We start from the raw sequence: 13,565 nt of genomic DNA on the forward strand, positions 1-13,565 counted from the left end.
GTGGGCGTCCCGCCAGGGTCGTGACCTGGGACGATGCGCATCATCCCCCGGTCTGACGGACCTAGGTCCCGGTGGGGTCGACGAGCCCGCCGCGGTACGCGGCGACGACCGCCTGGACGCGGTCGCGGGAGCCGGTCTTGGCGAGCACGCGGCCCACGTGCGTCTTCACCGTGGCCTCCGCGACCACGAGCGCGTCCGCGATCTCCGTGTTGGACAGCCCTCGCGCCATGAGCACGAGCACCTCCCGCTCGCGGTCGGTGAGGCCCTCGATCAGCCGGGCCGTGAGGTCGTCCTCGGGGCGCTGCGCGGGCTCGCTCGTCACGAGCTTCTCGAGCAGGCGGCGCGTCGCGGACGGCGCGATGACGGCGTCGCCGGCGTGGACGGTGCGGATCGCGGCGAGCAGCGCCTCGGGGTCCGCGTCCTTGAGGAGGAACCCGCTCGCTCCGGCGCGCACCGCGGCCATGACGTACTCGTCGAGGTCGAAGGTGGTGAGCACGATCACCCGCGGCGGCCGGGTGGACCCGGGCGCGAGGCGCGCGTCGGGGGCGGTGAGCGCCTCCGTCGCGGCGATGCCGTCCAGGCGCGGCATGCGCACGTCCATGAGCACCACGTCGACCGCGTAGGAGCCGAGCAGGCGCAGGGCCTGCTCGCCGTCCCCGGCCTCGACCACCACCTCGAGGTCCTCCTGCGAGTCGATCACCATGCGGAAGCCGGCGCGCACCAGCTGCTGGTCGTCGACGAGCGCGACGCGGATGGTCATGCCGGGGTCCCTCCCAGGGGAAGTGTCAGGAGCACGCGGAAGCCGCCGTCGGGCGTGGGGCCGTGCTCGAGCGTCCCGCCCAGCGAGGCCGCCCGCTCGGCCATGCCGGCGAGGCCCAGGCCGGAGCCCGCGGTGGCGAGGGTCCGCGAGGGGCCGGTGCCGGCGGAGATGCCGGCGTTCGCGCGACTGGCGGGGCCGTTGACCGCCTCGAGGGTCACCCGGTCGGGCTCCCACACGAGCGCCAGCCGGGCCGGGGCGTGGACGCCCGCGTGCCGGAGGACGTTGGTGATGCACTCCTGCGCGGCCCGGTAGAGCGCGAGCGAGACGGGGCCGGGGACGTCCGCCGCGTCGCCGCGCTCCTCGAACACGATGTCGAGCCCGCTCGACCGGGCCTGCGTCAGCAGGTCCGCGAGCCCGTCGACGCCCGCCTGCGGCGCGAGCGGGGCCTCCCCGCCCTGCGGATCGCGCAGCACGCCCAGCATGGACCGCGTGTCCGCGAGCGCGCGGCGGGCCGCGTCGCCGATCGCGGCGAGCGCGCCGCGGGCGGCGGCGGGGTCGCGCTCGGCCACGTAGCGGCCGCCGTCGGCCTGCGCGACGATCACGGTGAGCGAGTGCGCGATGACGTCGTGCATCTCGCGGGCGATGCGCTCGCGCTCGGCGGCGGCGCCCAGCGCGGCCTGCTGTGCGGCCTCGATCTCGAGCCGGCGCGTGCGGTCCTCGAGCGCGGCGACGGCGGCCTGGCGCTGCCGGGCCGCGAGCCCGAACGCCCAGCCGGCCGCCACGAGCAGCATCGAGTACCACCCCAGACCCACCGCGAGCACCGAGAAGCCCTGCTGGCCGAGCCCGTTGGTGGCCCCCAGGGCCATCGCGACGACCGCGGCCCCCGCGTGCCACCAGCCGCGCCGGTAGGCGGTGATCGAGAACACCCCCACCGCGACCGGCACGTACGCGTCGAGGGCGACGGTGCCCACGCCGGTGAGGGCGGCCAACAGCGCGAGCTGCGCGGCCATGCACACGAGCGGCGCGACGCGCCGGACCGCGAGCGCCGCGTACAGCCCGGCGACCAGCGCGAGCACGTAGCGGTACTCGTGCGCGTCGACGAACTGCGCCTGGAGCCCGTCCGAGACCATGAGCGCGCCGAGCGCGGCCGCGAGCAGCGCATCGGCCACCCACGGGAGGCGACGATCGAACGCGCGCCACCTCTCGAACCGCCTCATGGCCCCGAGGCTACGCGGTGGGGCCGCGCGGGCACGCACCCTGGTACCCTGGTGCGTCGCGGGCCGGTCCCGCGAGGCCCCCGTAGCTCAGCGGATAGAGCGCCGGTTTCCGGTACCGTAGGTCGCAGGTTCGACTCCTGTCGGGGGCACGCAGCCACGCAGGGCCCCTCCTCGGAGGGGCCTTCGTCGCGTCAGTCGGCCGCCTCGCCCGCCGGCACGAGCCGCGCGAGGGTGACCGTCGCATCGTCCGCCGCATCGGCCTCCACCTCGACCGCGCACGTCCAGTGCTCGCCGTTCTCGAGCAGCCACACGACCTCGATGGTGTCGCGACCCGCCGCGGCGAGGCCCTCGGCGCGCGCCTCGGCGGCCGCCGCCTCCTCGTCCGTGGGCGCCTCGGCCAGGTACCCGTGGCCCTGCAGCAGCGCCCACCGGTCGCGCCACTCGCCCGCCGCGAACACGTCGCCGCCCACGATCGCGGCGAGCGGCGTGCCGGACTCCGCCTGGGAGGCGTAGGCGGCCTCGCAGGCGCGCACCGCATCGGCCTTCGCGGCGGGAAGCCCCGAGCGCAGCGCGTTCGCGACGAACGCGCCGACGACCACCAGCGCGGCGATGCCGAGCGCGAGCGCGAGCGGCATCCACGTGCGGCGCGGCGTCGCGCCGTCGTCGGGTGGGGTCACGGGGCCAGCCTACGAGGGGCGTCAGTCGATGACCTGGCCCCAGTACTCCTGGTAGTAGTCGCCCGTGCCGGACTTGAACTCCCAGTGCCAGGGCTCGTACTTGGAGCCCTTGGCCCAGTCGGGGTTCCAGTAGCCGTAGAGGCCGGCGTTGTCGCTCAGCCACGAGTAGTAGACGCCGCGGGCGTGCGCGCCGCACAGGTCGATCGCGAGCCCCATGCCGTGCATCGAGGTGCCGGGGGTGGCCGCGAGGTATCCGCGCAGCGCCTTGATCCGGTACTGCTCGGACAGCGAGCGGTAGGTGTCCGCGATGCAGATGTCGACGCCGAAGTGCGCGCGGAAGCGCTCGTTGAGCTCGGCGAGGGCGATGGCGGCGTCGTTGCGCAGCATCTCCCCCTCCTGCCACAGGTCGCACAGCTGGTCCTCGGTGAGCCGGCCGTTCGAGGTGGCGGGCTCGAACTCCGGGTCGCAGTCGGGAAGCGCGGCGGACACGATGGGCAGCTCGTTCGAGGTCAGGACGGTGCCGGCGCGCTCGTCGACCGTGGGCAGGGGCAGGTCCGAGCTCTCGAACTCGGGTGCGGCTCCCAGGATCGCGGTCGCGGTGGACGCGGCGGCGGAGATCACGGGGGCCTGCGCGGCCTCGACCTGCTCCGCGGCGTTCGCGTAGGGGCTGACCGTGCCCATCACCGGGTAGACGACCATCGCGGCGACGAAGCCGAGCATCACGCCCAGCCGGGTGAGGGCCGCACGGCGCCGATGCGACACGCGCGCCTGGACCTGCTGCGTGTGGTGCTGGCGGCGGGAGCGGCGGGAACGGCCGGGGCGTGCGGGGTGCGGCGTCGCACTCGTGGTCACCCTGGCCTCCTCGCTCGCGGTTCAGTTCCGACATGCCGAACCGCGGCGACTCGAGGGACGCGCGCGGTCAAGAAAAGATTACTGATTGGTAACGGTGAAGGGAAATCCTGTGGATGTCTCGTTGCTCACACCGGACGAACCGGACCTTCGCCCTCCTCGAGGGCCTCGCGCCGCGCGAGCGAGTCGCGCACCTCGCCCACGAGCTCCTCGAGGATGTCCTCGAGGAACACGATCCCGACGGTCGTGCCGCCGTCCCGGACGGCCGCGACGTGCGCACCCGAGCGGCGCATCCGGGCGAGCGCCTCCTCCACCTGCATCCCCGGGGCCACGACGGGGAGGTCGCGGATGCGCCACGCCTGGATGGGTTCCTCGCGCTCCACGGGACGCGCATAGAGGGCGTCCTTGACGTGGAGGTAGCCGATGCACTCCTCACCGTCGGCGACCAGGAACCGGGAGTAGCCGGTCTCGGTGGCGACGTGTTCGAGCTCCTCGACGGTGACGGTGCCGGGCACGGTGCGCACGTGCTCGCGCGGCACCATCACCTCCTCGACGGAGCGCTCGGAGAACTCGATCGCGCCGGTGAGCAGCCCGGTGGGGTCGGAGATGGTGCCCTCCGCGCTCGAGCGCTCGACGATGCTGTGGACCTCGTCCGCCGTGAAGGCGCTCGTGACCTCGTCCTTGGGCTCGAAGCCCAGCGCGCGGACCACCCCGTTGGCCACCCAGTTCAGCGCGACGATGATGGGGTTGACGGCGCGCGCGATGAACACGAGCGGCGGGCCGAACACCATGGCCGCACGGTCGGGGCTGGAGACGGCGGCGTTCTTGGGGACCATCTCCCCCACCACCACGTGCAGTCCCACGATGACGGTGAGCGCGATCGCGACCGCGACCGCGTGCGCGGCGCCGGCGGGGAGCCCCAGTGCCTCGAGGCCCGGCTCGAGCGCGTGCGCGAGCGCGGGCTCCGCCACTACGCCGAGCGCGACCGAGCACACCGTGATGCCCAGCTGCGCCGTCGCGAGCATGAGGGACACGTGCTCCATCGCCCACAGCACCGTGCCCGCGGCGCGCGACCCCGCGGCGGCGCGCGGCTCGATCGAGCTGCGGCGCGCGGAGATGATCGCGAACTCCGCGCCCACGAAGAAGGCGTTGGCGAGCAGCAGGCCCACGACGGCGAGGATCATCGAGCCGCTCATGACGGCTCCTCGCCCACGGGGGTGAGGCGGACCCGGTCGATCCGCCGGCCGTCCATGCGCTCGACGCGCAGCAGCAGCCCGTCGGACTCGACCTCGTCGCCCACGGCGCCCACGCGGCCGAGCACCGCCATGACGTAGCCGCCCACGGTCTCGTACGCGGGCGATTCGGGCACGACGAGCCGGGTGCGCTCGTGGACCTCGTCCGGGCGCAGCTCGCCGGGCACGATCCAGGCGCCTCCGGGCGCGCGGTGCACGGGCGCGCGGCGCCGGTCGTGCTCGTCCGCGACCTCTCCCACGAGCTCCTCGACCACGTCCTCGAGGGTGACGATGCCCGCGGTGCCGCCGTACTCGTCGACCACGATCGCGCACTGGTAGCCCAGACCCCGCAGCTCGACCAGCAGCGGCCCCATCTGCATGGTCTCGGGGATGCGCGGCGCGTCCGCCATGAGCTCGCGCACCGTCCGGGCCTCCCGGTCGGCGGCGGGCACCGCGATGGCGGCGCGCAGGTGCACCAGGCCCAGCACATCGTCGGGCCCCTCGCCCAGCACGGGGAAGCGGCTGTGGCCCGTCGCGCGCGAGGCGCGCAGGACGTCCGCGGCGGTCGCGTCCGCGGACAGCGTGCGCATCCGCGTGCGGTCCGTCATGACGTCGATGGCCGCGAGGTCGTCGAGCTCGATCGAGTTCTTGAGCAGCAGCGCGGTCGAGGGTGCGAGGGTGCCCGCCTCGGCCGAGCGCCGCACGAGCGCCGCGAGCTCCTGCCGGGAGCGGCCGCCGGAGAGCTCCTCCTTGGGCTCGATGCCCAGCGCCCGGAGGATCCCGTTCGCGGCGCCGTTGAGGGTCGCGATGACGGGCCGCAGCGCGGCCGTGAACGCCATGTTGAGCGGCGCGGCCACCGAGGCGGCGCGCATCGGGTCCGCGAGCGCCATGTTCTTGGGGACCAGCTCGCCCACGATCATCGAGAAGGCGTTCACCACGATGAGCGACAGCGCACCCGCGATGCCCGCGACGGCCGTGCGCGACAGAGGCTGGGTCGACAGCGGCACCTCGAACAGCTCGACGAGCGCGGGCTGCGCCGTGTAGCCGAGCAGGATGGTGGTGAGCGTGATGCCCACCTGGGCGCCGGACAGCTGGGTGGACAGGCGCTTGAGCGCGCGGCGCACGCGGCCGGCCCGACGCCCCTCGACGTGGGCGGGGTCGAGCGCAACCAGGGAGAACTCTGCGGCCACGAACACCGCGGTGCCCAGCGTGAGAAGCACGCCGACGCCGACGAGGATCCACGCGCTCACGGGCGGCAACTGTCAGGGTCCATGGTGCGAACAGGATATCCCGGGCGGCAGAAGCCCCTGGGATAACGATTGTCCCAAAACCGGGATGAGTGCTGTGCACCTGTACGTTGAGGCACGATGATAGGCACCACCGAACCTCCATCGACGCTGATGCGCCAAGAAAGCGAGCGGCCAGAACGTGTCCTCTGACACCACCGCGACCGACACCCGGATGTCCATCGCGCGCCCCGCCGACGCACGTTCCGTCGCCTCCCTCGTTCTCGGGGGCGGACGGACCGAGCCCGAGGCCGAGTCCCCCACGCCCCCTCGCCCCTCCGCGCCGAGTGAGGCGCCTGACTCGGCCGCGTCGTCGGCGCCTGCGCCGGTGATGCCTGCCGCGACCCCGGCCGTGACGGCGCCCCCGCCGCCGCCGGGCGCCGCCGTGCCGCCGCCTCCCCCGCCGCCGCGCCGCGAGACCCCGGCGCGTGCATCGTCCCCGGCCGCTCCTGCGGCGCCTGCGCCTGCGCCGACCCCGGCCCCAGCCCCGGCGCCCACGACCAGGGACGATGCCGCGGCAGCCCCCGCCGCCTCGTCACCCACGCCCGCCGCCGCCTCGCCCGCGGCCGCCGAGGAGGTCGAGGACGCGGCGCCGATCGCGACCGCCCAGGCGCCCACCGCGTCCTATCTCCAGCGCCCCGAGCACGAGCCGCTGTCCGCCAAGGACGTCCAGCAGGGCGTGTCCCGCCTGCGCGGGCCCGCGGCGCGCGTGGTCGAGAACATGGAGGCCAGCCTCGAGGTCCCGACCGCGACGTCGGTGCGGACCATCCCGGCGAAGCTGCTCATGGACAACCGCGTGGTGATCAACAACCACCTCGCGCGCACGCGCGGCGGCAAGGTGAGCTTCACCCACCTCATCGGCTTCGCGATCGTCGAGTCGCTCGCCGAGTTCCCGTCGATGAACGTGGCCTACACGGAGGACGGCGGCAAGCCGGCGCTGCGCACGCCCGCGGAGGTCAACCTGGGCCTCGCGATCGACCTCGCCCGTCCCGATGGCAGCCGCCAGCTGCTCGTGCCCTCGATCAAGGGCGCGGACCACATGGACTTCGCCGCGTTCTGGGGCGCCTACGAGGACATGGTGCGCCGCGCCCGCGCGGGCACGCTCCAGGCCGCGGACTTCCAGGGGACGACGATCACGCTCACCAATCCCGGCACGCTCGGCACCGTCCACTCGGTGCCGCGGCTGATGTCCGGCCAGGGCGCGATCATCGGCGCCGGCGCGATGGACTACCCGGCCGAGTACCAGGGCACCTCCGAGGAGACCGTCGCGCAGATGGGCGTGTCGAAGGTCCTCACGCTCACCTCGACGTACGACCACCGCGTGATCCAGGGCGCCCAGTCGGGCGAGTTCCTGGGCATCGTGCACCGCAAGCTGCTGGGCCTCGACGGGTTCTACGACCGGGTGTTCGCGTCCGTGCGCGTGCCGTACGAGCCCGTGCGCTGGGTGCAGGACGCCACCACCGACGGGGACACGGAGGCCGCCAAGCCCGCGCGCATCGCCGAGCTCATCCACGCCTACCGCTCGCGCGGCCACCTCATGGCCGACGTCAACCCGCTCAGCCACCGCCCGCGCAAGCACCCCGACCTCGACGTGCAGACCCACGGCCTCACCCTGTGGGATCTGGACCGCACGTACCAGACGGGCGGCTTCGCCGGGCAGCAGAAGTGGAAGATGCGCACGGTGCTCAGCCGCCTGCGCGACGCCTACTGCCGCACCATCGGGCTCGAGTACATGCACATCGCGGACCGCGAGCAGCGCTCGTGGTTCCAGGACCGCCTCGAGCACGGCTACACCAAGCCCACGCGCGAGGAGCACCTGCGGATCCTGCACCGGCTCAACGCCGCGGAGGCGTTCGAGGCATTCCTGCAGACCAAGTACGTGGGCCAGAAGCGGTTCTCGCTCGAGGGCGGCGAGTCGCTCATCCCGCTGCTCGACGAGGTGATGAGCGCCGCGGCCGAGTCGGGCGTGGACGAGGTGTGCATCGGCATGGCCCACCGCGGCCGCCTCAACGTGCTCGCGAACCTCGCGGGCAAGCGCTACAGCCAGATCTTCTCCGAGTTCGAGGGCACCGCCGTGCCCGGCTCCGTCCAGGGCTCCGGCGACGTCAAGTACCACCTGGGCACGGAGGGCACGTTCACCGCCGAGTCCGGCGCGACCACGCGCGTGTACCTGGCCGCGAACCCGTCCCACCTCGAGGCGGTGGACTCGGTGCTCGAGGGCATCGTCCGCGCCAAGCTCGACGCGATGGGCGCGGACCCCGAGTCCGACGGCTACCCCGTGCTGCCCATCCTGGTCCACGGCGACGCGGCGTTCTCGGGCCAGGGCGTGGTCCAGGAGACGCTCAACATGGCGCGCCTCAAGGGCTACGCGACCGGCGGCACCGTCCACGTCATCATCAACAACCAGGTGGGCTTCACCACCGGACCCGAGAACTCGCGGTCGACGCGCTACTGCACGGACATCGCCAAGGGCTTCCAGGTGCCCATCTTCCACGTCAACGGCGACGACCCCGAGGCGTGCGTGCGCGCGGCCCGGCTCGCGTTCGAGTACCGCGAGCGGTTCGGGCGCGACGTCATCATCGACATGGTCTGCTACCGCCGCCGCGGCCACAACGAGGGCGACGACCCGTCGATGACGCAGCCGCGCATGTACGACCTCATCGAGGCCAAGCGCTCGGTGCGCCACCTCTACACGGAGTCGCTCATCCGGCGCGGGGACATCACGACCGAGGAGGCGGAGTCGGTCTCGAAGGACTACCTCGCGCAGCTCGAGCGGGTGTTCGTCGAGACGCGCGAGGGCTTCAAGCCCGGCTCCGACAAGGATTCGTTCTCCGGGCTCGAACTGCCGGCGTCGCAGTCGCCCGACGCGGGTGTCATGGTGGGTTGGCGGACCTCCGTCGCGCCCAGCCAGGTCGAGCGCATCGGCCACGCCCACGTCCGCCCGCCCGAGGGCTTCACCGTCCACCCCAAGCTCGCCAAGCTCCTCGAGCGCCGCGAGCAGATGACCCGCGAGGGCGGCATCGACTGGGGCTTCGGCGAGGTGCTCGCGTTCGGCACCCTGCTCCAGGAGGGCGTGCCCGTCCGCCTCGCGGGTCAGGACAGCCGCCGCGGCACGTTCGTCCAGCGCCACGCGGTCTACCACGACCGCTCCACCGGCGCCGAGTGGACGCCGCTGCTGTACCTGGCCTCCGACCAGGCGCGACTGCACATCTTCGACTCCCCGCTGTCCGAGTACGCGGCGCTGGGCTTCGAGTACGGCTACTCCGTCGAGCGGCCCGATGCGCTGGTGCTGTGGGAAGCGCAGTTCGGCGACTTCGTCAACGGCGCGCAGACCATCATCGACGAGTTCATCTCCTCGGCCGAGCAGAAGTGGGGCCAGTCGTCCTCCGTCACGCTGCTGCTCCCCCACGGCTACGAGGGCCAGGGGCCGGACCACTCGTCCGCGCGTGTCGAGCGCTTCCTGCAGCTGTGCGCGGAGAACAACATGATCGCGGCGATGCCGTCCACGCCGGCCAGCCACTTCCACTTGCTGCGCCGCCAGGCCTACGACCGCCCGCGCCGGCCGCTCATCGTCTTCACGCCGAAGTCGATGCTGCGCCTGCGGGCCGCCCAGTCCGCGGTGGAGGACTTCACCACGGGCTCGTTCCAGGAGGTCATCCCGGACACCACGGTCGACCCGGCCGGCGTCGACCGCGTGCTCATCTGCGCGGGGAAGGTCTACTACGACCTGGTCGCCCAGCGGGACAAGACCGAGGACACGGCGACCGCGATCGTCCGCCTCGAGCAGCTCTACCCGCTGAACCGGGAGTCGCTGCACGCGGCGCTCGCGCCGTTCGACGGCGCCGAGGTGCTGTGGGTCCAAGAGGAGCCCCTCAACCAGGGCGCCTGGTCCAAGATCTCGCTCAGCCTGCCGCAGCTCATCGGGCAGACTGTGTCCGTGATCTCCCGACCCGCCTCCGCCTCGCCCGCCTCCGGACTCGCCTCGCGCCACGCGCGCGAGCAGGCCGACCTCGTGGAGCGGGCCTTCGCCCGATGAGGAACGTCTTCCTGGTCGGCGACGAGCTGGTCGCCGGCCACGGCGACCCGAAGGCGCTCGGATGGTCGGGCCGCGTCGCCGCGCGCACGCTGCCGGTCGCGCCCGATCTCGCGTTCCACACGCTCGCGGTGCCCCACGAGACCACCGGTGAGCTGTCGGCCCGGTGGGACGACGAGGCGATGCGCCGCGTCGCCCGCACCGAGCCGGAGGCGAACTTCGCGCTCTTCGCGATCGGTCGCCACGATGTCTACCGCGGCGTGAGCTCCACCATGACGCGGCTCAACCTGGCGAACACGCTGGACCGCGCGCACGCGCTGGGCTTCCAGACCATGCTCGCCGGCCCCCCGCCGGGCCAGGACGAGGACAACCGTCGCATCGCCGAGTTCGCCGCCGTGTGCGAGGACGCCGCCTCCCGCCGCGGCGTCGCGTACATCGACATGTTCGGCCCGCTGGTCCGGCACGAGCAGTGGACCGCGGACATGGCCACCGGCCACGACTCGCTCCCGTTGCAGGCGGGCTACGGGCTCATGGCGTGGCTGGTGCTCCACTCCCGCTGGCACTCCTGGCTGGGCATCGAGCCGCCCGCGGCCTGAGGCCCGGCGCGGGGTGCCCGGGGCTCGGTGCTCGGCGTGCGGCGCCAATCGCGCGGCGTGCAACTTGCAGCGCCACGCACCCGCCCGATGCGCCGCGCGACCCGGGGCGCGCCGGGCACCCGCCCGATGTGCCGCGCACCCGCCCGATGTGCCGCGCGACCGGCCCGGTGCGCCCCGCGAGGTGCTCAGTGACCAGAATCAGTCATTTTGGGCAGTGAGCCCCTCCCAGCGCGCGTTGCTGCCGCGGCGGGCACTCAGCACCTCACGGGGCGCCTGCGGCGGGCACGGGCGGCGGGCGCAGGCGCCTGCGGCGGGCGCGGGGGGCGACCCAGCGCGCGCTGCCTCCGCGTTGCCGCCGCAGCGGGCACTCAGCACCTGACACGGCGCCGCGTGCCCGCCGGCGAGGGGCGCCTACTCGATGACGCCGGCCCCGCGCAGCTCCACGGACAGGTCGTGCGGCTTCGACGCGATCGCGAGCGCGTCGTCGAGCGCCACCACGCCGTCGCGCACCAGCTGGAACAGGTGCTGGTCGAACGTCTGCATCTTGTAGTACTCGCCCTCGGCGATGAGGTCGAGGATGGGCGGCTGGCTCGACGGGTCCACGATCGCCTCCGCGGTGCGGCCGGTGTTGACCATCACCTCCGCGACCAGGGTGCGGCCGGTGCCGTCGCCGCGGCGCACCAGGCGCTGGGAGACGATGCCGCGCAGCGTCTGCGACAGGGTCGCGCGGATCTGGGTCTGCTCGTGCGGCGTGAAGAAGTCGATGATGCGGTTGATGGTGTCCTGCGCGTCCACCGTGTGGAGCGTCGCGAGCACCAGGTGACCCGTCTCGGCCGCGGACAGCGCCGCGCGGACGGTCTCGATGTCGCGCATCTCGCCGACCATGATGACGTCGGGATCCTGACGCATCGCGGCGCGCAGCGCGGCCGTGAAGTCCAGCGTGTCCGAGCGCACCTCGCGCTGCGAGATGATCGCCTTCTTGTCCGAGTGCAGCACCTCGATCGGGTCCTCGATCGTGATGATGTTGACCTCGCGGTAGGTGTTGACCAGGTCGACCATCGAGGCGAGCGTGGTGGTCTTTCCGGAGCCGGTGGGGCCCGTGACCAGCACGAGGCCGCGGGGCTCGAGAGCCAGGTCCGCGACCACGGAGGGCACGCCCAGGTCCTCGAAGGACTGCGCCCCCACCGCGACGCGGCGGAACACCAGCGACTCCGTCCCGCGGGACACGTAGGCGTTCACACGGAAGCGCCCCACGCCGGACAGCGAGAACGCGAAGTCCGCCTCGTGCGTGTCGCGGAACGTCGCCACCAGGTCCTCCGGGAGCACCTGCGACACCATGTGGCGCGTGTCCTCGGAGGTCAGCGGCGGCACCTGCAGCTTGCGCAGACGCCCATCGACGCGCACGCGCGGGCTGGAGCCCACCTTGATGTGGAGGTCGGACCCCCCGGTCGAGGCCAGGGCGTGCAGGAACGGGATGACGGAGACAGGCTGATCGCTCACGTGCCCATCATCGGCACGCTCCCCCACCTACTTGAGCCCAAAGTCCTACGGCTGTCACCGCGCACCGCGTACGTGTGGGAAGATGGATGGTCGATCCGGCTGTCCAGAAAGGGGGACGCGATGAGCAAGCGAGGCCGCAAGCGCAAGACCCGCGCGAAGTCGGGCGCCAACCACGGCAAGCGCCCCAACGCCTGAGCGCGTACACGTACGACTGAAGCCGCACTGGTCATGGACCGGTGCGGCTTCCGTCTTTCCCGGGGACGATGCGCCGGCCGGGAGGGACGATGCGCCGGCCGGGAGGGACGATGCGCCGGCCGGGGGCGATGCCCGGGCCCGGGGGCGCGCCGCCCCACCGGGGGGCGGGCCCGGTGGCCGTCAGTGGTCCGCGTGGGATGCGCGGATGGTGGCGAGCACGCGCTCGCGCAGGTCGTCCGGCGCGACCTCGGACCCCGCGGCGTTGACCAGCCGCTTGATCTTCTCGTTGATCTTGTGCTCCGTCTCGCACGGCGGGCACGACTTGAGGTGCTGCCCGATCCGCTGCACCTCGTCCTCGGGCAGCTCGTGATCGATGTACTCGAAGAGCCGGTCCAGCGCCTCCTCGCAATCAGCCTTGCCCATGGCGCCCACCTCCGTCCTGCTGTTCCTTCTTCTTCACCCGCGGCTTCTCCTCGATGCCGCGCTCGGCGGCGTAGTCGCGCAGCTTCTCCCGCAGCAGCTTGCGCCCGCGGTGCAGGCGCGACATCACCGTGCCCACGGGGGTGTCCATGATCGAGGCGATCTCCTTGTAGGCGAAGCCCTCGACGTCGGACAGGTAGACCGCCATGCGGAAGTCGTCGGAGAGCTCCGCGAGCGCACGGCGCACCTCGTCGTCGCCGATCGAGTCGAGCGCCTGCTCCTCCGCCGAGGCGAGCCCCGACGACGTGTGCTCGGCCGCCGCCGCGAGCTGCCAGTCCTCGACCGTCTCCGCGTCGGACCGCTTGGGCTCGCGCTGCTTCTTGCGATACGTGTTGATGAACGCGTTGGTCTGGATCCGGTACAGCCACGCCTTGAGGTTGGTGCCCGGGGTGAACTTGTCCTGTGCCGCGAAGGCCTTGGCGTACGTCTCCTGGACCAGGTCCTCGGCGTCGGCGCCGTGGCGGGTCATCCGCAACGCCGCGGCGTAGAGCTGGTCCATGTACGAGAGCGCCTCGGCCTCGAAGTCGAAATCGTCGGTAGTCATCGCCTGCGAGCCTAGTGGGCCGCCACCGGGGGACGACGGACGCATCGCTGCGCGGGGTCCGGCCACGGTGGTCATGACCCGGGCAACGCCCGAGGCGACCGGGTGCATTCCCGCAACCGCCGCATCGTCCCCGGAAAAGGGGCCGCAAGAGGCCCCCGCCCCGCTGACGCGCGGGCCGTCAATTGGTAGCGTAGGT

At 72.9% G+C, this 13,565-nt stretch carries 12 protein-coding genes and 1 tRNA gene; 4 read left to right on the forward strand and 9 right to left on the reverse strand.

Annotated elements, in window-relative coordinates; translation table 11 throughout:
- Nucleotides 1–61: 61 nt before the first annotated feature.
- Both AOM03_RS08310 and AOM03_RS08315 read right to left on the reverse strand, forming a co-directional pair.
- Entirely contained in the window at nucleotides 62–760 is a 699-nt protein-coding gene (locus AOM03_RS08310) for a response regulator (protein ID WP_062380269.1), read from the reverse strand.
- Nucleotides 757–1,977 (reverse strand): sensor histidine kinase, encoded by a 1,221-nt coding sequence (locus AOM03_RS08315; protein ID WP_062380271.1) that lies wholly within the window; start codon nucleotides 1,975–1,977, stop codon nucleotides 757–759. Before AOM03_RS08315 ends, AOM03_RS08310 begins: the two co-directional genes overlap by 4 nt.
- 76 nt (nucleotides 1,978–2,053) lie before the next feature.
- Here AOM03_RS08315 and AOM03_RS08320 point away from each other — a divergent pair.
- Nucleotides 2,054–2,126 (forward strand) — tRNA-Arg (locus tag AOM03_RS08320).
- A 42-nt stretch (nucleotides 2,127–2,168) separates the two neighbouring features.
- Here the strand turns inward: AOM03_RS08320 and AOM03_RS08325 are convergent.
- The 4 genes from AOM03_RS08325 to AOM03_RS08340 form a co-directional block, all read right to left on the reverse strand.
- Nucleotides 2,169–2,654, reverse strand: a complete 486-nt coding sequence (locus AOM03_RS08325) for a hypothetical protein (protein ID WP_062380273.1) — start codon at nucleotides 2,652–2,654, stop codon at nucleotides 2,169–2,171.
- Between the two features lie 21 nt (nucleotides 2,655–2,675).
- On the reverse strand, nucleotides 2,676–3,506 hold the full coding sequence (locus AOM03_RS08330; protein ID WP_062380275.1) for a M15 family metallopeptidase: 831 nt from the start codon (nucleotides 3,504–3,506) through the stop codon (nucleotides 2,676–2,678).
- 125 nt (nucleotides 3,507–3,631) lie between these two features.
- A complete protein-coding gene (locus tag AOM03_RS08335) occupies nucleotides 3,632–4,699 on the reverse strand; it encodes a hemolysin family protein (RefSeq protein WP_062380277.1) in 1,068 nt (355 codons plus the stop codon).
- Nucleotides 4,696–5,985: a hemolysin family protein gene (locus AOM03_RS08340; protein WP_062380279.1), complete on the reverse strand. Its 1,290-nt coding sequence runs from the start codon at nucleotides 5,983–5,985 to the stop codon at nucleotides 4,696–4,698. The genes AOM03_RS08335 and AOM03_RS08340 overlap by 4 nt, the downstream gene beginning before the upstream one ends.
- Before the next feature lie 367 nt (nucleotides 5,986–6,352).
- On the opposite strand from AOM03_RS08340, the gene AOM03_RS08345 reads away from it, so the two are divergent.
- Both AOM03_RS08345 and AOM03_RS08350 read left to right on the forward strand, forming a co-directional pair.
- Nucleotides 6,353–10,057, forward strand: a complete 3,705-nt coding sequence (locus tag AOM03_RS08345; protein WP_227589937.1) for a multifunctional oxoglutarate decarboxylase/oxoglutarate dehydrogenase thiamine pyrophosphate-binding subunit/dihydrolipoyllysine-residue succinyltransferase subunit — start codon at nucleotides 6,353–6,355, stop codon at nucleotides 10,055–10,057.
- A complete protein-coding gene (locus AOM03_RS08350; protein ID WP_062380281.1) occupies nucleotides 10,054–10,650 on the forward strand; it encodes a GDSL-type esterase/lipase family protein in 597 nt (198 codons plus the stop codon). The genes AOM03_RS08345 and AOM03_RS08350 overlap by 4 nt, the downstream gene beginning before the upstream one ends.
- Nucleotides 10,651–11,061: 411 nt before the next feature.
- Here the strand turns inward: AOM03_RS08350 and AOM03_RS08355 are convergent, their stop codons facing one another.
- The gene (locus tag AOM03_RS08355) at nucleotides 11,062–12,150 is read right to left on the reverse strand and encodes a type IV pilus twitching motility protein PilT (RefSeq protein WP_062380283.1); all 1,089 of its coding nucleotides are present in this window, start codon (nucleotides 12,148–12,150) and stop codon (nucleotides 11,062–11,064) included.
- A 120-nt stretch (nucleotides 12,151–12,270) separates the two neighbouring features.
- On the opposite strand from AOM03_RS08355, the gene AOM03_RS13150 reads away from it, so the two are divergent.
- Complete coding sequence (locus AOM03_RS13150) at nucleotides 12,271–12,345, forward strand: 50S ribosomal protein bL37 (protein ID WP_370634278.1); 75 nt, start codon at nucleotides 12,271–12,273, stop codon at nucleotides 12,343–12,345.
- A gap of 180 nt (nucleotides 12,346–12,525) precedes the next feature.
- On the opposite strand, the gene rsrA is transcribed toward AOM03_RS13150, so the two are convergent.
- Both rsrA and AOM03_RS08365 read right to left on the reverse strand, forming a co-directional pair.
- Nucleotides 12,526–12,768: a mycothiol system anti-sigma-R factor gene (rsrA, locus tag AOM03_RS08360; RefSeq protein WP_156157683.1), complete on the reverse strand. Its 243-nt coding sequence runs from the start codon at nucleotides 12,766–12,768 to the stop codon at nucleotides 12,526–12,528.
- Complete coding sequence (locus AOM03_RS08365; RefSeq protein ID WP_062380287.1) at nucleotides 12,755–13,369, reverse strand: sigma-70 family RNA polymerase sigma factor; 615 nt, start codon at nucleotides 13,367–13,369, stop codon at nucleotides 12,755–12,757. Before AOM03_RS08365 ends, rsrA begins: the two co-directional genes overlap by 14 nt.
- Nucleotides 13,370–13,565 lie beyond the last annotated feature (196 nt).

Source organism: Demequina pelophila (assembly GCF_000971175.1).
In the GTDB taxonomy this organism is placed as follows: Bacteria; Actinomycetota; Actinomycetes; order Actinomycetales; family Demequinaceae; genus Demequina; species Demequina pelophila.